The following is a 21,782-nucleotide window of genomic DNA, read 5'->3' as shown; positions in this document are numbered from 1 at the left end:
TGGCGGCGGCGACGGCGGCGACCGGCGGCCTGGCCGCGCGGGCGATCCGCTATGGGCTGGGCATTGCCGGGCCGGACCGGGCGGCGGCGATCGCGCGCTGGGGCGGCTGGGCGCAGGCGGCGGGCATTGCCGGTTTCGCCGGCGCGGTCGCGTTGCTGGTGCGCGGCTGAATGTGGGCCTGGTGGGTCGACGCCCTGGCCGGGCGGCTGACACCGAAGGGCGAACGCAAGCCGGAGGAAGTGGAGCTGGCCCCGGGCGACGTCCATGTCGTGACCGCGCCGTTGCCGGCCGGTGCCCGCGTGGCGGCGATCGTCGCGGCGACGGCGCCGATCCTGCCGGAACAGCTGCGCTGGACCGCCCATGTCACCACCGGCGCCGGCGGCCGGCGGCAGGTGCGGGTGGCGATGGCGCGCAAGACGGCGATCGCGGCGGCACGGCGCACATCGACCCGGATCGGCGGCCCGGCGGTCGTTGCCCGCGCTGGCGATGAGCGCTTCGTGCTGGTCGAGGGGGGCAGCGGCTCCACCCCGGCGGCGCGGCGGACGGTAGTGGCGCTGCTCGGCGCGCTCGGCCTGATCCTGACCATACCGCTGACGACGGCGCTCGCCGCCGGGCTCCTCGCCGCCAACGAGCGGCGGGCGATCGCGGCGGTCGACAACGGCGCGGCGCAGCGGGCCGAGGTGCAGCGGGCGCTGGCCGAGCGGCTGCGCCCGGCGCTGGCCCGGCCGACGCTGAGCGCGCTTGCCGCCGAGGCGATCGCCGTGTTGCCGGCGGGCGGCGCGCTCCACGCCATCCGCCGCGACGACAGCGGGCTGGTGACGATCGAGATCGACGCCGCCGACCCGGACCGCGTTTCTCTCCCCGGGTTCCGCCGCACCGGGCAGTGGCCGGTGACCGATCGCGGCATCCGCAGCCGGTTCGAGGCGCGGCCGTGAACCGCGCGCTGATCCTGCTCGCGCTGCTGCTGGCGGCGTGGGGTGCGGCGGTGGCGCTGGCCGGGCGCCATGCCCGCGCCGGTCTGGCCGAACTGCGCGGCCTGCGCGCCCACCGTGCGCTGCTGGAGGCGCGGGCGGAGGCGGGAACGACGCCAATGATGCGCTGGCCGGCGGCGGTGACCCGGCATGAGGGCGATCGGGCGGCGGCGATCGCGGCGCTGACCGCCGAGCTGCGGGCGGCGGCGCGCGGCATCGCCGTCGATGGAGTCGCGGCGGCGCCGGTCGTCGGCGACCCGGTGCTGATCCGGCTGGCGCTGCGCGCGCATGGCGACGGCGACGCGCTGCTGCGCTTCGTCGCGCGGATCGAGGCGGCGCGGCCGGGCGTGCGCTTCGCCGGCTTTACGCTCAGCCGCGACGAGGCGGAGGGCGGGGTGCGGCTGGACGGTACGCTGCTCGCCCTGTGGCAGCCGCGATGAAGCGGCCGGTGCCAGCCGACCGGACGCCGGGCCTGATCGTCGGCGCCGCCGCGTTTGCCGCGCTGGCGGTGCCGCTGTGGCTGCTGCGCGTCGGCGGAACGCCGCCACCCGCCGCGCCCCCGCCGCGCCCGGCGCCGATGCTGGTCGCCGACGCGGTGCCGCTCGACCGGCTGGCGACGCGCCACCCGTTCGGCAATACCCGCCCGCCCGCGGCGGAGGCGACGGCGCAGACCGATGACGGGCCGGACCTGGCCGGTATCGTCGGCCGTTTCCCGCGCGCTGGGCGGGCGATGGTCAGGATCGGCAGCGGGCGGACACGGACGCTGAAGGTCGGCGACCGGGTCGACGGCTGGCGCCTGATCGCGCTGACGCCAAGCCGCGCCACCTTCCGCCGGGGCGACCGGCGGGTGGTGCGGACGGTGGAATAGGATCGTCGACCGAATCTTTTTCACCGGCGTTTTTCCGATCCGGCCCGGTCCCGCGCGAAATTGCGGCGCCGGGGACAGGGTGATAGGCCGGCGGGCAGTCATTCCTGATCGCGGATGCCCCACTATGCTGAAACTGTTCCACGTCGCCGTTGCTGCTCTGCTCGTGCTGGCGGGGGCCGGGGCGGTGGCGGCGGTGCAGCAAGGGGATGTGATCGTGCGGCATGCCGCCATCGTCGACGTCGAGAAGGCGGCGGTGGCGGCGGATCAGGCGGTGGTGGTGCGAGGCGGCACGATCGTCGCGGTCGGGCCGGATGTGGCGGTGGCACGCGCCTGGCGGGCCGGGCGGACGGTGGATGGCGCCGGGCGCTTCCTGATTCCCGGGCTATGGGACATGCATGTCCATTTCGGCGGCGGGCCGGCACTGATTGAGGAGAACAAGGCGCTGCTGCCGCTCTATGTCGCGCACGGCATTACCACCGTGCGCGATGCATCGGGCGACCTGCCGGAGGCGGTGCTGGCGTGGCGGCGGGAGATTGCCGAGGGTTCGCTGTTCGGCCCGACCCTGCTCAGTTCCGGGCCGAAGATCGAGGGGATCAAGCCGGTCTGGAAGGGCACGATCGAGGTCGGATCGGAAGCCGATGTCGATGCGGCGCTTATCCGGCTGAAGGCGCTGGGCGTCGATTTCGTCAAGATCACCGACAGCACGCTGGAGCCGCGGCTGTTCCTGTACGCGGTGGCGCGGGCGAAGGCGCTGGGCCTGCGGACGTCGGGCCATATCCCGATGGCGCTGACCGTGGCGCAGGCGACCGACGCCGGGCTGAGCTCGATCGAGCATCTCGACTATGCGTTCAAGGCCGGGGTGAAGGACGAGGCGGCGATTGCCGCCGCCTTCGCCGCCGGGCGGATCGACCGGACCGAGGCGAGCCGGCGGATCGATACCGGGTTCGACACGGCGACGGCGATGGCCGCCTATCGCCGGTTCGCGGCGCAGGGCGTTGCGGTGACGCCGACGCTGAACGGCAGCCGGATTTTGGCGTGGCTGGACAGCGACACCCATGCCGACGACCCCTATCTGGCCTATATCGGGCCGGGGCTGCGCGCGACCTACCAGTGGCGGATCGAGCGGGCGGCGCAGGCGGATGCCGCAGCTGTTGCAGCGCGCCACGCCCATTTCGAGCGCATGGCGGCGGTGCTGCCGATGCTGGTTGAAGCCGGCGTGCCGATCATGGCCGGGACCGATGCCGGCTTCCTCAACAGCTTCAACTATCCCGGCATCGGCCTGCACGACGAATTGCGGCTGTTCGTCGCCAAGGGGTTGAGCCCGGCGCAGGCGCTGGTGGCGGCGACGCGGGCCGGGCCGGCATGGTTCAGGACGCTCGACCGTTATGGCGCGGTCGCCCCCGGCAAGGCCGCCGACCTGGTGCTGCTCGACCGCAATCCGCTGGACGACATAGAGGCGACGCGGGCGATCGACACCGTCATCCTGCGCGGCGCCGTCTACGATCGCGCCGCGCTCGACCGGATGCTGGCGGATACGCGGGCCAAGGTGGCGGCCTGGCAGCAGGCGGCGCGCTAGAGTTTGTCTGCTTCAGGCGGCCGGTGCCGATTCCGCTTCAAGCGGACTGACTCTAGGCCGGATTTCCTTGGGTTGGCCCGCCGCGTATGGCAGAAGGCCGAGCGGGCCGGAGGAAGGGAATGGCGATGAGCGAAGGCGCCGTGCAGCAGGCGCTGGCGCTGGCACGCGCCGGGCAGACCGCCGCCGCCGAGCGGGCGCTCCACCAGATTCTGGCGGCGGCGCCGGATCGGCCAGATGCGCTACAACTGCTCGGCATGATCGCGCGCGGGCGCAAGGATAACGCGGCGGCGGCCGCCTATTTCCGCCGGGCGCTGGCGGTGCGGCCGGACCAGCCGGACGTGCTCAACACACTGGGCAACACGCTGCGCGATCTGGGCCGGACGGATGAGGCAATCGCCACCTATCGCGAGGCGGTGCGGCGGCGGCCGGGCTTTGGCGAGGCGCTGACCAACCTCGGCCTTGCCCATCTGGCGGCGGACGATGCGGATGCGGCGCGCGGTGTGCTGGAGGAGGCGACGCAAGCCGACGGGCGGAGCGCCAAGGCGTGGTCGGCGCTGGGCCGGGCGTTGCGCGCGCTGGGCCGGTTACCGGCGGCACTGGAGGCATTCGACAAGGCGCTGGCGATCCGGCCCGGGCATGTGCCGACACTGCATAATTACGCGATCGCGCTTCGGCTGGCCGGGCGGGCGGCGGAGGCAGTGGCGATCCTGGAACAATGTGCCGCAGCCAGCCCGAATACCGCCGCGATCCACTATAACCTCGGCCATTGCCATTACGACCTCGGCCGGCTGGACGCGGCGGCGGCCTGCTACGAGCAGGCGGTGGCGCTGAACCCCGGCGATCGCGACAGCCATGATTCGCTCAATCGCCTCTACTGGCAGACCGGCAACCATGCGCGCTATTTGGCCAGCTACGCCCGGGTGCTGCAGCACGACCCGAACGACGCCGGGCTGCTCGCCGACCTCGCCAACCGTCTGAGCCTGGGGGGGCGGACCGGCGAGGCGGCGCAGATGCTGGAGGCGGCGCTGGCGCGTGGGGTCGGCGGTGGCGAGATCCACGAGCGGCTGGGCCAGGCACTGGCGGCGGCGGGCGAGCATGATCGGGCGCTGGGCGCCTTTGCCGCCGCGATCGCCGCCGCGCCGGAAGGGAAGGGTGCCCGGCTGGACATGGTGCGGACGCTGCTCGTGCGCGAACGCTATGACGAGGCGCTGGCGGCGCTGGAGCCGGTGATCGAGCGCCACCCCGACGACCAGCAGGCGATCGCGTTCCAGGCGCTGGCCTGGCGCTTTCTGGGCGACCCGCGCGCCGCCGCGCTCGACGACTACGACCGGCTGATCGCCGAACGGACGCTGGAGCCGCCGGCCGAGTGGGGCGGGGTGGCGGCGTTCAACCGGCGGCTGGAGGCGGCGCTGGTCAAGCTGCATGTGACCAGCGAGTATCCGCTTGAGCAGACGCTGCGCCAAGGCACCCAGACGATGGGCGAGCTGTTCGACCAGCCGGCGCCGGAGATCCGGGCGGTGAAGGGGATGATCGAACAGGCCGTCGCCGCCTATATCGCCGCGTTGCCCGACGATGCCGACCACCCGTTCCTGCGCCGCAAGGCAGCCGGGTTCCGTTTTGCCGGATCATGGTCGGTCCGGCTGCGGCGGCAGGGTTTCCACCTCAACCATGTCCATTCCGAAGGGTGGATCAGTTCCTGCTACTATGTCGGCCTGCCGCCGGCGGTGGCGCGCGGCGACGGCGAACAGGGCTGGATCAAGTTCGGCGAGACAGCGCTGGCGCTCGGTTCGCGCGAGCGCGTGGCGCGGGCGATCCGCCCGGCGGTGGGCAAGCTGGTGCTGTTCCCGTCCTATTTCTACCATGGGACGGTGCCGTTCGACGACGACGCCCACCGCACCACCATTGCCTTCGACGTGGTGCCGGAGCGGAGGTAGCCGGCCAGGTGCCGGCGGTGTCGGCTTTCCCCGAAAAAGGAAATGCCGGGCGGTCCGTGGACCGCCCGGCATCCCGATCGCCGGCGAGGGAAGAGCGGCGCCGGCGGCGGCGCCGCACGCCGGATTAGAGCTTCAGCGTAGCCCCGAAGTAGAAGCGGACGCCCAGCGGATCGTAGGTGCTCGGGAAGGTGTTGAGCTGTTCCTGCGAGCTGCCGATCAGCGGCTGCTTGTTGTTGAAGATGTTGACGACACCGCCGAACAGGGTGAGCGGCTTGATGTCGTAGCTGAGCGACAAGTCGAAATAATGTTCCGGCTTGATGACCGGCACGGCGAGCTGGCTGGCCGTCAGCAGGCCGCGTGTCACCCGGTCGTCCGTCACCTTGCCCTGATAGCGGTAGCGGATGCTGGCGGTGAGATCGTCGACGTTCAGCGTGGCGCGGGCGGTGCCCTTCCACTCCGGCAGCGGCTCGCCGCAGGTCAGGCCGAACGCGCCCTGGCAGGCGTTGACCAGGCCGGAAATCGCCGCGACCGGGTTCAGGTCGAACTTGTTCATCCAGTTGATCGAGCCGGCGATGCTGAACTTGCTGTCGCCGCCGAGCAGCGAGCTGACGTCGAACGTGTAGGCTGCCGAGACGTCGACACCGTCGGTCTTGATCGAGCCGATATTGTCGAACGGCGCGCTGACCCCGCCGGGGTTGCTGATCGTGCCGTCCGGCAGGCGGGCGACCGACTGGCAGTAGAAGCTGTTCACGTCCTGGAACACGTTGTAGCACAGGTCGAGAACGCTGTTCAGCGGTGCGCGGAAGATCGCGTCCTTGATCGAGATATTGTAATAATCGACCGTGAAGCTCATCCGCGAGGTCGGCCGGAACACCGCACCCAGGGTGAAGGTGTCGGTGGTCTCTTCTTCCAGATCCGGGTTGCCGCCGACGATGCCGCGCAGCTGGAAGCTGGGCTGGATGCCGCTGTTGCCGACCGCCGCGGACGGCACGCCGGTGGCGACGCATAGCGCCTGGATCGTCGCGTTGGTCGCCGCCGTCGGCAGCGCGCACGGATCAGTCGCCGCTTCCGAGATGCCGGACTGCGCCCGATACAGCTCGTCGACGCTCGGCGCGCGGACGGCGCGCTGATACTGGCCGCGGACCATCAGTTCGGGGATGATCTGCCAGGTGGCGCCGCCGCCGTAGGTCCACACGCCGCCGACATTGCCGAGCGAGTAGTCAGAGTAGCGGAACGCGCCGTTCAGTTCGAAGCCGCTGAATACCGGCACGCGGACTTCGCCGAAGATCTCCTTGACGCTGTAGCCGCCGCCGGAAATCTGGCCGGTATCACCAACGCCGCCCTGCGGCGGGATGAAGAAGGCCGAAACGTCGCGCCATTCGACGCCCGCCGCGAAGCCGACCGGCCCGGCCGGAAGCTCGAACAGGTTGCCGGTGATGACGCCGGTCGCGACCTGCATCTTCGCTTCCTGGCTGCTGATGGTGCGGCCGGTGATGAAGTTGATCCCCGCCTCGGAGATGTTCGGGCCGAAGATGTTGAGCGGGACGCAGCCGTTCGCCGGGTTTTCGCAGACCAGATCGCCGCCGCCGGCGACGCCGGCGAACGGGAACGGGCTGGTCGCCCCGGTCGTCGGATCGCGGAACACGGTGGTGACGCCCTGGGTGAAGCCCGCCTGCAGGATCACGCCTTCCGAATTGGTGACGTTGCGGGTGCGGGCGTAGGAGTAATAGGCGTCGAATTTCAGATTGGTCAGGAACGAGTCGCTGGCCGAGCCGATGTCGCCGCGCAGGCCGGTGACGATGCGCCAGGCATTGCGTTCGAACTGCGAGGAACGGACGCGCCCTTCCGAGATGCGCCGGCCGATGCTGAGCGTCGTGAAGCCGTCGCCGCGGGTAGCAGCGCTGGTTTCGGTATCGTCGAGCGCGCGCAGCAGGTTCTGCAGGCCCGGCGTCAGGAACGGGCTGTTGACCTGGAAGCGGTAGCTGCCGCTGACCGGCGTCGCCGCAAACTGCGTTTCGACGATGTTGTTGGTGTAGATGCCCTCGATGTAGGCCTGCACCGAATCGGTGATGTTGTAGTTGGCCATACCGCCGATGATCCGGCGTTCCTGCGGCAGCTGGAGGTAGTTGTCCGGGTTGAAGTTGTAGCGATCGCCGGGGACGACGAAGCGTGACGGCACCAAGCCGGTGTCATCCAGCTTGAAGCCGTTGGCGTCGATGCCGGTCAGGCCGAGCGCGTCGAGCGCCGCCCCAACCTGCGGCCGCGCCGCGAGCTGGGCGCCGAGCGGCAGGCCGGCGAAGCGGCCGTTGGGGATGCCGGCGCTGCCGCCGCACTGGAGCGCCGGCGTGCCGGCGACCACCGTGTCTTCCAGGAAGCAGGTCGAGCGGGCGCGTGCGTCGGCCATCGTCGCGTCGCGCTTGAAATAGTTGACGTAGAGGGTGGCGTTGCCGCGATCGTCCGCGAAGTTGCCGCCAACGATGGCGTCGAGGTTCAGCTTTGCGCCGTCGCCATGGCCGGTGATGTCGTATTGCGCCGTTGCTTCCAGCCCCTGGAAATTCTCCTTGAGCACGAAGTTGACGACGCCCGAGATCGCGTCGGAGCCATAGACCGCCGACGAGCCGCCGGTGACCAGTTCCACCCGGTCGACCAGCGCGGTCGGGATAGTGTTGAGGTCGGTGACCTGGCGCGCGTCGAAGAAGATGTAGCGGCGGCCGTTGACCAGGATCAGGTTGCGCTGCTCACCCAGGCCGCGCAGGTTGACCGTCGCGACGCCGCTGCTCTCGTTGTTGGTGAAGCCGGATTCGCCGGGCACCACCTGCGGCAGCGTGTTGAGCACGTTCTCGACCGTTGCCGAGCTGCTCAGCGTGAATTCCTCCGACGAAACCTGCGAGATCGGATTGGGCGCGGTCAGCGCCGCGCTGGCGATGCGCGATCCGGTCACGACGATCACCGGCTCGTCCGGCTGGCTGCTCGTGTCGCTGCCCGACTGGGCATAGACCGGTGTGGTCAGGCCGGCGACCAGCAGGGTCGAGGCGGCGGTGGTCAGGAAACGAGTGCGGATGTTGATGCGGGTATTGTTTTTCATGGCTTAACCCCCCTTCGCATAAGGTCACACGCGCCCGTGCGGGCGCGCCATTTCGGCCGATGTGGCCGGTGTGCCGGGGCCGGCCGTCTTTTGGCTTCTGGCCCCGGCTGTCTTTGGGTGAGCGGCCCCGCTGTCGCCTTCTGGCAGTCCAGCAAAAGCCCTCGTACCCTCCGGAAACGCCGGTACTTTAGTCGCTGCTCAAACTCATGAAGCGCCATCCCTTGTCATGGGCCTGTTGCCGCAAGACGCGGCCCCAACGCCGCACACATGTAAATTCATGTGTATAAACTATATGTAAAATCATGTATACGCCTTCCGCGAACGAAAGCAAGGGCTTTTGTCCGTCCCGCCGGCGGCGGGTGGCGGGGCCGTGCCGATCGCCGGGCACGGCCCCACGCCGGTCAGCGGACCGCGCGGCGCAACGGACGGGGGCCGCCGGCGAGCGGCAGCTTGTCCTCGTCGATCAGCGCGCCATTCTTCATCACCCAGACGATCTTCTTGGCGTTGTCGATGTCGGCCGTCGGGTCGGCGTCGAGCAGCACCATGTCCGCCAGCTTGCCCGGCTCGATCGAGCCCAGCTCATCTTCCTTGCCGAGGTGACGGGCGCCGTTCAGCGTCGCGATGCGGACGATCTTCGCCGCCGGCACGCCCGCCGCCTGGAGCAGTTCCATCTCCCTGTGAACGGCCGGCCCGAGCGTCTGGTCGGTGGCGATGGCGATGATGCCGCCGGCCGCGTCGATCTGGCGCATGTTCTCCTGCGCGATCGGGGTCATCAGCTTCATCCACCAGGTCCAGCCACGCTCCTTCCACGCCGGCAGCGTCTTGTTGCGCAGCTCGTCGATCTCCGCTTTGCTGTACGACGCTTGGTAAAGCGGCTGGTCGAGATATTCGGGGTGCTCGACGAGGCGGCTATAGCCCTCGCCGATGGTCAGTGTCGTCGCCATCGGCATTTTCTTGGCGCCCATCAGCTTGGCGAACTCGGCCGTGATCGGCGACTGGATCACCGGGTGGGCGAGGCTGTCGATGCCGGCGAAGATCGCTTCGGTCGCGCGCAACTCGCTTGAGGTGTGCGCGGTGGTCCGGATGCCGTGGCGGTTGGTTTCGAGGATGATCTCCTGCATCAGGTCGAGCGGCAGCAGCGGGATCAGCGGCCGCGTGCCCCAGCCATGCTCCTCCAGCGTCAGCTTCAGGATGTCGGGCTTCTGCTCCTCCAGATATTTGACGAGCTTCGGCTTGTCCTCCGTCCAGTTGTCGATCGCCATGCCGCCGCTGTCGCCATGGCTACCCGGGTAGGTGGCGACATAGCCGGTCGCGAGGATGCGCGGCGCCAGGATCTTGCCGGCGCGCTCCTCGGCGCGCAGGCCGAAGATGTGTTCGGGCACGTTGCCGGCGTCATAGACGGTGGTGACGCCGGAATAGAGATAGCTGGCGAGCGCCTGTACGCCTGCCTCGTGTGCAGCCTTGGCGTCGGGGCTTGCCGCGGGCAGAGCCGGCGCGGTCGGATTCTTCGGATCGACGCCGACCATGCGCCGGCCGTCGCCGCCGCGCGCACCCTTCAGGTGGATGTGGACATCCATCAGCCCCGGCATCAGGTATTTGCCACTGCCGTCGATGCGGCGGCCGGAGACGCGCGGCGCCGCGGCCGTCGGCGCGATGAAGCTAATCCGCCCCTTGTCGACGCCGATCGACATCTTGGCCTGGTTCGGTTGGCCGGTACCGTCGACGAGCGTCACGTTCTCGATGACGAAATCCTCGGCCATCGCCGGTGCGGCGAACGCCAGCGGCAGCAGGCTCGCGCAGACCGCGAGACGACGAAGAACAGTTCCCTTCCAGCTCATTTGCGCATCTCCTGTCCGTCACGCCTGAAGACGATGCCGTCACGCATCACGAAATTGACGTTCATTACCTGATTGATGTCGGCGACCGGATCGCCGTCGAGGGCGATCACGTCGGCGGCAAGACCGGGGTCGAGCCGGCCGCGATCCTTCAGCCCGGCGGCGTCGGCGGCGTTGACCGTGCCGGTCTTCAGCGCCTCGACCGTGCTCATCCCGGCATCGACATACTCGACCATTTCCTGCGCGTTGGTGCCGTGCGGGGCGATACCGCAATCGGTGCCGAGCGCGATCGGCGTGCCGATCTTGATCGCCATGCGAACCAGTTTCTTCGGCTGGTCGCCGAGCTTGAACAGCTTGGCCAGCGAAGTGGGGTTGATATTGGCCATAGGCCCCTTCGCCACCGCTTCTGGCGTGGTGCCGACATAGCTGATCGGCCAGACCGTCGGGATCAGATAGGTCCCGCGCTCCTTCATCAGCTTCAGGCTTTCCTCGTCCGCCCACATGCCGTGCTCGATCGAATCATAGCCGGCGCGGACCGCCGCATCGATGCCGCCCTTGCCGTGCGCGTGGGTGGTGACCTTGCGGCCCATCGAATGGCCGGCCTCGACGATCGCCTTCAGCTCGGCGTCGGTGAACTGCTGTTCGGTGCCGGCGTCGGACGGGTCGAGCACGCCGCCGGTGACGTGGACCTTCAGCACGTCGGCGCCGAACTTGATCTGCTGGCGGGCGACGCGGCGGCAATCCTCCGGCCCGTCGCAGACGCTGTCGCGGGGCGATGCGTCGAGGAAGGCGCGCTTCAGGTTATGGGCGTCGCCATGGCCGTTGGTCGGGCTCAGCCCTTCGCCCGCCGCGACGATCTTCGGCCCCGGCACGATGCCGAGGTTGATCGCATCGCGCAGCGAGAAGATCGCCTCGTTGGTTGCGCCGAGATCGCGGATCGTGGTGAAGCCGGCCTGCAGCGTCGTCATCGCGTTGGTCGCGCCGTTGAGGGCGAAGAACGCGTTTTCCTGCCGCATGTTCAGCCCGGACATCCGCCCGACCAGCCCGCTGCCGGTGATGTGGACGTGCAGGTCCATGAAGCCGGGCAGGACGAATTTATTCGAAAGGTCGACGACCTCCGTGTCGGCCGGCAGGCCGAGCGCCGCCGCGTCGACGAAGCCCTGGTGGACGGAGCGGATCTTGCCGCCGTCGGTCACCAGCGTGGCCTGGTTGAGAACCGGCTTGCCAGGCTCGGTCATCAGCTTGCCGGCGTGGATGATCGTCGTCTTGGCGGTGCGCGGCGTCGGTTGCGGCGGCTGGCCCGGCTGCACGACGCGTTCGGCGGCCGCCGGCACCCCGGCGACCAGTGCCAGGCATGCCGCCGCCGAAAGGAGAATGGATAGGCGCATGTCAGATCCCCTTCTTGCTTGAGCAATCCGATCTGGTGCCGGAATTGCTATAGGTTTAAAATAAATCGACCTTTCTGCAACAGCCCTTCCCCCAATCCCGGTACGTCCGGGCGATCCTTTCGAAAGGCCGAGGGAATGGACCTGCATTCTGCTATGTCATTGCTTTCATGCCCCGGCCCCATCGGAACACGCTTTACGGCGACATGGGCGCCTGCCTCGTCTCGCGGTGGCCGCCGCCGCGCCCGCAGCAGCGGCCCCGCCGATGTTATGACCGCTCAATTCATGAAAAACAATATGAAAATGTCATGTATCTGCACGCCGCCCGGAAGCCCTCCGGAATCCGTGCATGCGCAGCCCTGCGCGCCGGAAAGGCAGTCTCGAATCCCGGATGACGGGCGGATACGGTGGCGGCCGAATCGTGCGCGGCGGGCTCAGTACAACCCGTCGATCTCGACGGTCAGCCGCGGCGGCGGTGGGCTGAGCAGCAGGCTGCGGGTGCGCGACAGGTTCGCCTCCTCACCCTGGAGCCGGCCGTATTTGGCGCGGGTGGCGGCGACGGCGGCGGCGGTGTCGCGCAGGATCGTCGGGCGCAGGAACACGAACAGCGTCTTCTTCGCCTGGCTCTCCTTGCGCGCCTTGAACAGTTCGCCGAGCAGCGGCACGTCGCCGAGCAGCGGCACCTTGCTGTTCACCCGCATCCTGTCGTCGCTGATCAGCCCGCCGAGCACGATCGTCTCGCCATTGTCGGCGAGCACCGTCGTCTGGATGCTGCGCCGGTTGGTGACGAGATCGGCGGCGCCGGTGACCGCATTGGTCAGCGCCGACACTTCCTGGCTGACCTCCAGCTTCACGACATCGCCGGAATTGACGCGCGGCACGACGCGCAGGGTGATGCCGACATCTTGCCGCTCGATGGTGGTGAACGGGTTGACGCTGTTGCCGTCGGTCCCGAAGCTGCCGGTGCGGAACGGCACATTCTGGCCGACGACGATTTCCGCCGGTTCGTTGTCGAGCACGGTCAGGCTGGGCGTCGACAGGAGATTGGCGCGGGTCGAGGTGCCGAGCGCCTGGACCAGCAGGCGGAAATCGCTGTTGCCGACATTGATGTTGAGGCCGTTGCCGATGCCGGCGGCTGCCGGTGAGCCGAGCGCCGACAGCAGTGTCCGATAGGGCACGTCGAGGCTGGAGAAATTGGTGGCGGCGCCGGACCCGATGCCCGGCGGCGCGGCGCTGCCGAGGCCGAGCTGGACGCCGAGCTGCTCGGCATCGTCGCTGTTGATCTCGACGATCGCCGCCTCGATCATCACCTGCGGGCGGCGGACGTCCAGCTCGGTGATGATCGGTTCGAGCTGGGCGATGGCCGATGGGGTGCCGCGCACAACGATGGCGTTCAGTTCCGGCGCCGGCTGGATCGCCAGATCCGGCGTCGCGAAGCCTTCCGGTGTCGGCTTGGCCGGATCGGCGGCGGCGGGCGGCGCCCCGCTGGCAATGCTGCTCGCCAGGCTGGCGCTCGACGGGGTCGTGGACGCGGCGGACCCGGTGCCGGTGCGGCCGGCGCCAAGGCTGCGCGCCGTGCGCCCACCGGTCAGCGCGCGGGCGACCGGATTGGTCGCCGTCGCCCCCTCTCCGAGCAGGCCGCGCAACACCTCGGTCAGCGATTCGGCGTCGCTGTTGGCGAGGCGGAAGACGCGGGTGGTCGGCGCGGCGCCGCCTGGCTGGTCGAGCGCGGAGGCGATCCGCCGCGCCTCGCGCATCGCGCTCGCCTCCCCCCGGATCAGCACGATGTTGGAGCGGGGGTCGGCGGCGATGCGCGGTCCGCCGGCCTGGCCGCCGTCGCCGAGCACGGCGCGGATCGCGTTGGCGACATCCTCCGCCGTGCCGTATTTCAGGGTGATCGCCTGAAACTCCGCGCCGGCGCCGCCGTCGAGCGCGGCGGCCAGCCCCTGGATGCGGCGGACATTGTCGGCATAGTCGGTGACGACGATGGCGTTGGGCGAGGTCAGCGCCTCGACGCTGCCGAACTGGGCGACCAGCGGCTTGAACACCCTGACCGCCTGATCGGGGGCAAGGCTGTGCAGGCGGATCAGCCGGGTGACGACCTCCGCCCCGCGCCCGTGCGTGCCGATGCCGCCGTCGCGCGCGGCGTTGGCCTGGCCGACGATCCGCCAGACCCGGCCGCTGCGGATCGCCGCGAAGCCCTGGGCGCGCAACACCGACTGGAACAGGTCCCACACCCCTTCCGGGCTGAGCGGCGTCGCCGACGAGACGTTGACGGTGCCGCGCACCTGCGGATCGAGGATCAGGGTGCGGCCGGTGATCCGCGAGATCTGCTCGGCGACGTCGGCGATGTCGATGTCGCGCATGTTGACGACGACATCGCCGGACGCGGCGTCGCCCCCGGCCTGGGCGAGCAGCGGGGCGGGCAGCGCCAGCGCGACGGCCAGCGCCGTGGTCAGGAGGCCGGAACGGGTGAACATGCTTCCCCTCAACGCGAATCCGGGTGGGGCCGGGGCGGTTCCGTGCCCGCCTCGGCGCGGTTTGCAGGCGGGGCGGGCGGCGAGTCAAGAACGGGCGCTGGCGATGGCGCCGCCGCCGTTGGCATGGCGGTGGGCATCGGGGCGGGCGTGGGTGGTGGCGATGGCGGGGTGGCGGCCGGGGCGGTGCCGCTGGCGGCGAGCAGGCTTTTCATCCGGCCGGGGAAATAGAGCGCCTGATGCTGGCCGCCGACGGTCAGCTCGACATGATCGGCGGCGATCGCGGCGACGGTCGCGCCGTCGACCGCGTCGCCGGCGACAACGCGCAGCGGTGGCTTGCCGCCGGCGGCGATCAGCGCGGCGGAGGGGGCCGGTGGCGGCGCGTAGAACAGCGCCTTCAGCACCAGCGGCAGGGTGGTCGGCGGTGCCGCCGTGCCGCCGCCGGCCGGGTTGCCGAACGGGGCGAGCGCGAGGAGCGGCGCGACGTCGACCGCCGCCGGGGCGGGGGGCGGCGGCGTGGCGATGGTCGCCGGTGCGCTGGCCCCCAGCGTCAGCCGCCAGGTCAGCGCGGCGAGCGCGAGCGCGACCGAGACAACGACGAGGATCGCGAGGATGTCGAGCGCGCGGCCGATCCAGCGGGAGGTGAGCGTGACGCTCATTGCGCTTCCCCGCGATCGACGAAGCCGTCGAGCGTCGCAAGCGGCGCCTTGCCCCCTTCCGGCGTGACCGCGACGGTGACGGCGTGGAGCGCGGGGTCGGCGGTCGGACGTTCGCTTACCGCGACGGACCAGCGCCGGTCCATCATCGTCACCGGATCGGCCGGCGGGGCGACGGGCAGCGCCAGTTCGGCCAGCCGGTTCTCCGCGACCCAGCCGGCGATCGCCCGATCCTCCAGCCCGCGTGTCGCGTCGACATGGCCTTCGGTCGCGCGGATCAGCCCGACGCTGGCGACACCGAGGACGAGCAGCGCGACCAGCGTTTCGATCAGCGAGAAGCCCCGTTCGGTCATGTCGTGGCCGCCGCCGCTTCTACCGGTGCCGGCACCGCGACGGCGACGAAGCCGTCGAACAGCACCTGCCACGCCTGCCCGCCGTCGCTGATCCGCGCGACGATGCCCCGGCCGGTGCCGTCGCTGGCGAGCGGCGCCGGCGAGGCGCCGTCGACGGCGAAGCGGAAACCCTGCGGCATTATGTGCCGGCCGGCGAGGCTGTTGCCGGTTTCGGGCAGCCAGCGGCGGGTATTCGGATTCCAGCCGAGGAAGCTGTAGCCGCGATCGTCCCACGCGATCAGCAGCCGGCGATCCTGCACCATCTCGATATCGGCGGCGAGCGACAGGCGGGCGGCCAGCGTCCGCGCCTCCGCCTGGACGTTGACGCCGCGCCCGCTGCCGAAGCCGAGCACGGCGATGCCCGACGCTATGCCGATAATCGCCAGCACCACCAGCATTTCGACCAGGGTCAGGCCACGCTCGGCAGGGGCGGGGCGCATCGGTCAGCCGATCACCCCGAGGTCGGCGTCGACGTCCTCGCCGCCCGGCTTGCCGTCGCGGCCAAGCGAGCCGAGTTCGAAGCCAGCGCCCGAATCGCCGGGGCTCTTGTAGAGATACGGCCGGTTCCACGGATCGACCGGCACGTCGGCCAGATAGCCTTCCGGGTTCCAGTTGGCCGGCGCGTCGGCGCCCTGCGGCTGTTTGGCCAGCGCAGCGAGGCCCTGCTGCGTCGTCGGATAGCCGCCGGTGTCGAGCCGGTACATCTTCAGCGCCGCCGAGATCGTTTTGAGATCGGTATTGGCGACCGTCACTCGCGCCTGATCCGGCCGGCCGATGACGTTGGGGACGATCAGCGCCGCGACCAGCGCGATGATCGCCAGCACGACGATCATCTCGACCAAGGTCAGACCGCGTTCGGCGGCCGCCACCTCCGGCGCGCGGACAGGCGGATTTGTGGCGGATTTCCGTGGGTCTGACACGGAACTGTCACAAAGAAACTCTGGCAACACCGTCATGGCCTTCTGTATAGAGCCTCCGCATGCAAACGCCAGCGCGCCCGATCCCGGCACCCGCGCCGCCCCTGGCCCCGCCGGATGCCGGGCCGCGTGGCGGTTTGTGGCGGCTGGAGGCGGGGCGCGCGGTGGCCGTAGACCCGCATTATGACAGTTCGGCGACAGTGCTGGTGCCGACCGAGCAGGTGCTGCTGAGCCTGGTCCCGCTGCCGCTGCCGAGCCGGGCGAAGCGGCTGGCGGCGTTGCCCTTCGCGCTGGAGGAGCAGATCGCCGAACCGATCGACGCCGTCCACGTCGCATTGGGCGATGCGGTGGGCGACGGGCGCTGGCTGGCCGGGGTGGTGCGCCACGCGGTGATGTGCGACTGGCTGGCACAGACGGACGCCGCCGGGCTGAGCAACGCCGCCTTCGTGCCCGACGCGCTGACCCTGCCGGTGCCGGGCGAGGGGCGCTGGACGGTGGCGGCGGCGGGCGGACGGGTGCTGGTCCGCACCGCCGACGGCGGGGGCTTCGCATTGGCGGAGGCGGGGTTCGACGCGGCCTGGCAGGCGGCCGGGCAGCCGGGGATCGACCGGGTGGGTGCGGACACCGGGGTGGCCGCGCCGGCACTCGACCTGCGGCAGGGGGCTTATGCGGTGACGCGGACCGGCCTGCCCGGCTGGGCGCGGCGGCTGGCGATCATCGTTGGCGTCGGCGCCGCCGCCCACCTGCTGATCGCTGGCGCCGACCTGATCGCGCTTAAGCGGACGGCGGCGGCGGCGCGGGCGGAAACAGCGGGGCTGATCCAGGCGCGGGCGCCAGGCGCGGCGCCGGCCGACGACCTGATCGCCCAGGCGAGCGCGCTGCTTCCCGCCGGCGGCAACAAGGCGCCGGGCCGGGCGCTGCCGCTGTTCGCGCGGCTCGGGCAGGCGCTGGCACCGGTAAAGGATGCGGCGACGATCGAGACGGCGGTGCTCGACGAGGCGGCGGGCACGGTGGCGCTGGGCGTTGCCGCCGGCGACCCGGCGAAGCTGGCGGCGGTCAGCGCCGCGCTGGCCGACGCCGGGTTGAAGGCGGCGCCCGGCGGCGTCACCCAGGAGGGCGGTCGGATGCTGGCGACGGTGACGCTGCGCGCCGACGGCGCGGGGAGCGGGCGATGAGCGCGGTGCGGGCCTGGTGGCGGGACCGCGAACCGCGCGAGCGGCTGCTGCTCGGCGTGCTCGGCGGCTTGCTGGCCGCGACCATGCTGTGGCTGGGCATCGTCAAGCCGCTATTCACCGCGCGCGCCGAGACGCGGACCGAGATCGCGACGCTGGAGCGGCTGAACGCGCGGCTGCGGAGTGCGCCGGCGGCGGGACAGGGGCCGGCGCAATTGTCCGGCCCCCCGGCGACGATCGTCCAGACCGCCGCCGCGCAGGCCGGCGTGACCATCGCCCGCTCGGAAGCGGACGGGGCGCGGACCCGCGCGATCGTGGAGGCGGCGCCGTTCCCGGCGGTGATGCAGTGGCTGGCGGCGCTCGACGCGCAGGCCGGCGTGGCCGTCGCCGAAACGCGGATCGCGCGCGGCGCGGCGGCGGGCATGGTCTCCGTCACGCTGGTGTTCCGGTGAGCGCGGCCGCCCTGCCCTATGGCTATGCCCGGCGGCATGGCGTCATCGTCCGCGACGGCGGCGCCGAATGCGCGCATCTGGCCGACGCACCGCTTGCCGCGCGGCTGGAGGTGCAGCGGCTGTTCGGCCCGGCGATCCGCTTCGTGCCGCTCGACGAGGCGGCGTTCGACGCGGCGTTGCGCGATGCCTATCAGGACAGCGCCAACGCCGCCGCCGGCTTTGCCGCAGCGCTCGACACCGACCTGGCGGCGCTGGCGGAGAGCGCGGCGACGGTCGACGATCTGCTCGACCAGCGCGACGATTCGCCGGTCGTCCGGCTGATCAACGCGCTGCTGCTGGAGGCGAGCCGCGAGGGCGCGTCCGACATCCATATCGAAACGCAGGAGAAGCGCGTCGTCGTCCGCTTCCGCATCGACGGCGTGCTGCGCGACATGATCGAGCCGAAGCGGGCGCTGGCGCCGCTGCTGGTCAGCCGCATCAAGGTAATGGCGCGGCTCGACATCGCCGAAAAGCGGGTGCCGCAGGACGGCCGCGTCACCCTGCGCGTCGGCGGGCACGAGATCGACGTGCGCGTCTCCACCCTGCCGACCCAGCATGGTGAGCGGGTGGTGATGCGCCTGCTCGACCGCGATGCGGTGCATCACGACTTGCAGAATCTGGGGATGAGCGCCCGCGACGAAGCGCTGTTCGCCCGACTGCTGGAGCGGCCGAACGGCATCCTGCTGGTCACCGGGCCGACCGGATCGGGCAAGACGACGACGCTTTATGCCGCACTCAACCGGCTGAACAACCGCAAGCGCAGCATCATGACGGTCGAGGACCCGATCGAATATGAGCTGCCCGGCATCAGCCAGACCCAGGTCAACACCCGCACCGGCATGAGCTTCGCGCGCGGGCTGCGCGCGATCCTGCGCCAGGACCCGGACGTCATCATGGTCGGCGAGATCCGCGACCAGGAGACGGCGGAAACGGCGGTGCGATCGTCGATGACCGGGCATTTCGTGCTGTCCACCCTCCACACCAACAGCGCGGTGGGTAGCATCACCCGGCTGATCGACATGGGGGTGGAGCGTTACCTGCTGGCGCCGATGGTCGTCGGGCTGATCGCCCAGCGGCTGGTAAGGCGGTTGTGCACGGAGTGCCGGGCGGCCGACACCGCGAGCGAGGCGGACCGCGTGCTGACCGGCGGGGCGATCGCGCCGGGCGAGCCGCTGTGGCGGGCAACCGGCTGCGCCGCCTGCCACAATGAGGGCTATCGCGGGCGCACCGCGATTTATGAAGTGGTCGCGGTGGACGACGCCTTTGCCGCGCTGATCCATGACGGCGCGGCGGAAGCGGAACTGACGGCGGCGGCGCGGCGCCATTCGCCGAGCCTGCTTGACGACGGGGTGGAGAAGTTGCGCGCCGGACTGACCACCGCCGAGGAAGTGGCGCGCGTGGTGCGGGACGAGGGGTGATGGCCGGCGCGGTGCCTTGCGCGGCCCTGTCCGTCCCACGCGCGGCCGAGGCCCGGGGAGCTTGCGTTTCGGGAACCTCCTCCGTCCATCCCGGGCGTAGTCGAGGGACGGATTCCGCGCGGGTGCGTGCGTCCCTCGACTACGCTCGGGATGGACGGTTTGAGGGTGGGTTGGTGCTGGGGGGCCGTGGGTCTGTGCGCCCCTCGACTGCGCCCGGGATGGCCGGATGCGGGGCGCGCTGGCGGGCCGGGCGGGGGCGGGGCTGATGCCGGCCTTTCTGTATCGGGCGGTCGACGCGCAGGGCAAGGCCAGCAAGGGGGTGATCGAGGCGGCGAGCGAATCGGGCGCGCGGCGGGCGCTGCGCGAGCGCGCGCTGCTGCCGACCGCGATCGCGCCGACGCGGGAGGCGGGCGCGGCGGCGCCCGGGCTGGCGCTGTTTTCGCGCAAGCGGATCGGGCCGCGCGCGCTGGCGACGGCGACGCGGCAACTGTCGACCCTGATCGGCAGCAGCGTCCGGATCGAGGAGGCGCTGGCGCTGGTCGCCGGGCAGGCGGAAAGCGCTGCGGTCGGGACGCTGCTGGTCAATGTGCGCGGCGCGATCCTGGAGGGGCGGACATTCGCGCAGGCGCTGGGCGACCACCCGGCCGCCTTCCCCGAATATTACCGCGCCTCGATCGCCGCCGGCGAGCAATCGGGCCGGCTGTCCGACGTGCTGGCCCATCTCGCCGATTTCGTCGAGCGGCGGCACCGCACCCAACAGAAGGTGCAGCTGGCGCTGCTCTACCCGGCGCTGCTCGCCAGCGTCGCGCTCGGCATGGTCGTGCTGCTGATGCTGTATGTCGTGCCCGACATCGTCCGAGTGTTCGTGTCGCGCGGGGCGGAATTGCCGCTGCTGACCCGGCTGCTGATCGCGCTCAGTTCCGGCTTGCAGAATTACGGGTTGTACCTGCTGCTGGCGCTGCTCGTCGCCGGGTTCTTCTGGGCGCGGTGGCTGCGGGTGCCGGACAACCGGCTGCGGCTGCACCGGGCGCTGGCGACGCGCAAGCCGTTCCGGCGGCTCAGTCGGCAGATGAACGCGGCGCGGTTCGGCGGCACGCTGGCGACACTGGTGCAAAGCGCGGTGCCGCCGGTCGACGCGCTGGCGGCTGCGGCGGCGGTGACGCCGAACCATTTCATCCGCGCCCAGGCGCTGGCGGTGGCGCAGCGGGTGACGGAAGGGTCGAGCCTGTCGCGGGCGATGAGCGAGGCCGACGCCTTTCCGCCGATGCTGGTCGCGATCGTCGCCAGCGGCGAGAATAGCGGCCAGCTTGGCGAGGCGCTGGGCCGCGCCGCCGCCGAACTGGAACGCGAACTGGACGCGCTGGTCGCGACGATCGTCGCGCTGGTCGAGCCGGCGGTGCTGCTGCTGATGGGCGGCGTCGTGCTGCTGATGGTGTTGGCGATCCTGCTGCCGATCATCGGGCTGAACGACCTGGTCGCGGGGTAGCGCGGGGCGGCGGTGATGGGGGCGGGTGTGGATTGCTTCGCTGCGCTCGCAATGACGGGGGGGCGGTGCGCTATCCCTGCTTCAGCCCTTTCAGCGCGGCGAAGGCGTTGAGCGGGGCGTAGGCGTCCTCGCCGATCACCCCGGCGGCTTTCAGCGCGACGTCGGCGCCGGGGCCGCGCGGGAACGGGTCCAGCGCCAGCGCCAGCGTCTCCGCCGCTGCCTCGCCCAGATCGATCGCGCCGCCGGTATGGAACATCGTGTCGCAGGCAGCGGCGTCCAGCTCCACCTCCGCCTCGCTTGCCATGTCCGCCGGCAGGAAGCGCAGGGCAAACGGCTCCTCGACCGTTACCGGCAGCGGATCGCCGGTGACGATGCAGTTCTGGGTGACGGCGGCGCTGACCGTCCCTTCGGCATAGGGGAAGCCGGACCGGCGGGACACGGCGGCGCGCGCCGCCAGCCGCGCGATCCCGGCGAGGCCGAAGCGGGCGGCGAGCGCCGCGCGTTCGGCTTCGTCGGCTTCGACCGTCACCGTGCGTGGTGCGTCGCCGATCGTGTCGAGCGTGAGCGGGCGGGAGAATTCCGGCGTGGTCACGGCGTTGGCAGCTTCCCGGCGAGCAGGGCCTGCGTGTCCGCCGCGGCGAGCGCGGCGGAAAAGGCGCGCAGCCGCCTCTCGACCACGGCGAGCGCGGCGGGCGGCGGCGGTGCGCCCCGCCACAGGTTGCGAACCAGCGCGTCGGCGAAGGCGCCGTCTGGCGCCAGGCCGTCGCGCAGCGCGCCGAGCCGGCCGCCGAGGGCGCCCATCATCTTGCCGACATGCTTGCCGACGACGAGGTCGCCGATACCGATCTCACGCAACTGCCCGTCCATGTCGGCGACGAACAATTCGGTCAGCCGAGCCGTTTCCGCCCGCGCCGCCGGGTCGTCCTCTAGCCGCAGCAGGACCAGCGCGAGCAGGGTCGACAGCGTGTCGAAGCGGCCGTCTATCGTGTCCGGCACCGCGCCTTCGCGGTACCAGTGGGGCTGGCGCGCGGCGGTGACGATGTTATGGTAGAGAGGGACCAGCGCCGAGCGGTCGTCGCGGCGGCGAAACAGGCGGTCGAGAATCGGCAAGGACGGCGG

Annotated in this window: 19 protein-coding genes; 9 read left to right on the top strand and 10 right to left on the bottom strand. The window is 70.9% G+C overall.

What is annotated here, in order from left to right; translation table 11 throughout:
• Positions 1-170 precede the first annotated feature (170 nt).
• The 5 genes from E4A53_RS12405 to E4A53_RS12385 all read left to right on the top strand — a co-directional run bounded on the left by E4A53_RS12405 (position 171) and on the right by E4A53_RS12385 (position 5,349).
• The gene (locus tag E4A53_RS12405; RefSeq protein ID WP_136163435.1) at positions 171-935 is read left to right on the top strand and encodes a hypothetical protein; all 765 of its coding nucleotides are present in this window, start codon (positions 171-173) and stop codon (positions 933-935) included.
• Positions 932-1,411, top strand: a complete 480-nt coding sequence (locus E4A53_RS12400) for a hypothetical protein (RefSeq protein ID WP_136163434.1) — start codon at positions 932-934, stop codon at positions 1,409-1,411. Before E4A53_RS12405 ends, E4A53_RS12400 begins: the two co-directional genes overlap by 4 nt.
• Positions 1,408-1,839: a hypothetical protein gene (locus tag E4A53_RS12395; protein WP_136163433.1), complete on the top strand. Its 432-nt coding sequence runs from the start codon at positions 1,408-1,410 to the stop codon at positions 1,837-1,839. Before E4A53_RS12400 ends, E4A53_RS12395 begins: the two co-directional genes overlap by 4 nt.
• Before the next feature lie 124 nt (positions 1,840-1,963).
• Positions 1,964-3,415: an amidohydrolase family protein gene (locus tag E4A53_RS12390; protein ID WP_136163432.1), complete on the top strand. Its 1,452-nt coding sequence runs from the start codon at positions 1,964-1,966 to the stop codon at positions 3,413-3,415.
• A gap of 125 nt (positions 3,416-3,540) precedes the next feature.
• Entirely contained in the window at positions 3,541-5,349 is a 1,809-nt protein-coding gene (locus E4A53_RS12385) for a 2OG-Fe(II) oxygenase family protein (RefSeq protein WP_168694384.1), read from the top strand.
• A 124-nt stretch (positions 5,350-5,473) separates the two neighbouring features.
• Here the strand turns inward: E4A53_RS12385 and E4A53_RS12380 are convergent, their stop codons facing one another.
• The 8 genes from E4A53_RS12380 to gspG all read right to left on the bottom strand — a co-directional run bounded on the left by E4A53_RS12380 (position 5,474) and on the right by gspG (position 16,048).
• Positions 5,474-8,434 (bottom strand): TonB-dependent receptor domain-containing protein, encoded by a 2,961-nt coding sequence (locus E4A53_RS12380; protein ID WP_136163430.1) that lies wholly within the window; start codon positions 8,432-8,434, stop codon positions 5,474-5,476.
• A 401-nt stretch (positions 8,435-8,835) separates the two neighbouring features.
• Entirely contained in the window at positions 8,836-10,272 is a 1,437-nt protein-coding gene (locus tag E4A53_RS12375) for an amidohydrolase family protein (protein WP_136163429.1), read from the bottom strand.
• A complete protein-coding gene (locus E4A53_RS12370) occupies positions 10,269-11,657 on the bottom strand; it encodes a metal-dependent hydrolase family protein (protein WP_168694383.1) in 1,389 nt (462 codons plus the stop codon). The genes E4A53_RS12375 and E4A53_RS12370 overlap by 4 nt, the downstream gene beginning before the upstream one ends.
• 431 nt (positions 11,658-12,088) lie before the next feature.
• Positions 12,089-14,134, bottom strand: a complete 2,046-nt coding sequence (gene gspD, locus E4A53_RS12365) for a type II secretion system secretin GspD (RefSeq protein WP_136163427.1) — start codon at positions 14,132-14,134, stop codon at positions 12,089-12,091.
• An 8-nt stretch (positions 14,135-14,142) separates the two neighbouring features.
• Positions 14,143-14,790, bottom strand: a complete 648-nt coding sequence (locus E4A53_RS12360; protein ID WP_136163426.1) for a type II secretion system protein N — start codon at positions 14,788-14,790, stop codon at positions 14,143-14,145.
• Entirely contained in the window at positions 14,787-15,140 is a 354-nt protein-coding gene (gene gspI / locus E4A53_RS12355; protein ID WP_136163425.1) for a type II secretion system minor pseudopilin GspI, read from the bottom strand. Before gspI ends, E4A53_RS12360 begins: the two co-directional genes overlap by 4 nt.
• Complete coding sequence (locus E4A53_RS12350) at positions 15,137-15,619, bottom strand: prepilin-type N-terminal cleavage/methylation domain-containing protein (RefSeq protein WP_136163424.1); 483 nt, start codon at positions 15,617-15,619, stop codon at positions 15,137-15,139. The genes gspI and E4A53_RS12350 overlap by 4 nt, the downstream gene beginning before the upstream one ends.
• A 3-nt stretch (positions 15,620-15,622) precedes the next feature.
• The gene (gene gspG / locus E4A53_RS12345; RefSeq protein WP_275401805.1) at positions 15,623-16,048 is read right to left on the bottom strand and encodes a type II secretion system major pseudopilin GspG; all 426 of its coding nucleotides are present in this window, start codon (positions 16,046-16,048) and stop codon (positions 15,623-15,625) included.
• Positions 16,049-16,158: 110 nt separating this feature from the next.
• On the opposite strand from gspG, the gene gspL reads away from it, so the two are divergent.
• From gspL to E4A53_RS12325, 4 genes are all read left to right on the top strand, one after another.
• Positions 16,159-17,271: a type II secretion system protein GspL gene (gene gspL, locus E4A53_RS12340; RefSeq protein ID WP_136163422.1), complete on the top strand. Its 1,113-nt coding sequence runs from the start codon at positions 16,159-16,161 to the stop codon at positions 17,269-17,271.
• Entirely contained in the window at positions 17,268-17,720 is a 453-nt protein-coding gene (gspM, locus tag E4A53_RS12335; protein WP_136163421.1) for a type II secretion system protein GspM, read from the top strand. Before gspL ends, gspM begins: the two co-directional genes overlap by 4 nt.
• Positions 17,717-19,177, top strand: a complete 1,461-nt coding sequence (gspE, locus tag E4A53_RS12330; RefSeq protein WP_136163420.1) for a type II secretion system ATPase GspE — start codon at positions 17,717-17,719, stop codon at positions 19,175-19,177. Before gspM ends, gspE begins: the two co-directional genes overlap by 4 nt.
• A gap of 265 nt (positions 19,178-19,442) precedes the next feature.
• Positions 19,443-20,663, top strand: coding sequence for a type II secretion system F family protein (locus tag E4A53_RS12325; protein ID WP_136163419.1), 1,221 nt, complete (start codon positions 19,443-19,445; stop codon positions 20,661-20,663).
• Positions 20,664-20,733: 70 nt separating this feature from the next.
• Here E4A53_RS12325 and E4A53_RS12320 read toward each other — a convergent pair whose 3' ends face one another.
• Together E4A53_RS12320 and E4A53_RS12315 are read right to left on the bottom strand one after the other, a co-directional pair.
• On the bottom strand, positions 20,734-21,255 hold the full coding sequence (locus tag E4A53_RS12320; RefSeq protein WP_136163418.1) for a YceD family protein: 522 nt from the start codon (positions 21,253-21,255) through the stop codon (positions 20,734-20,736).
• Positions 21,252-21,773 (bottom strand): ubiquinol-cytochrome C chaperone family protein, encoded by a 522-nt coding sequence (locus E4A53_RS12315; protein WP_239018290.1) that lies wholly within the window; start codon positions 21,771-21,773, stop codon positions 21,252-21,254. The genes E4A53_RS12320 and E4A53_RS12315 overlap by 4 nt, the downstream gene beginning before the upstream one ends.
• Positions 21,774-21,782: the final 9 nt, after the last annotated feature.

This window comes from Sphingomonas flavalba, from assembly GCF_004796535.1.
GTDB classification, from domain to species: Bacteria; Pseudomonadota; Alphaproteobacteria; order Sphingomonadales; family Sphingomonadaceae; genus Sphingomonas_L; species Sphingomonas_L flavalba.
Note: the sequence above shows the minus strand (reverse complement) of the source record. Positions and strands in the feature narration are given on the sequence as shown.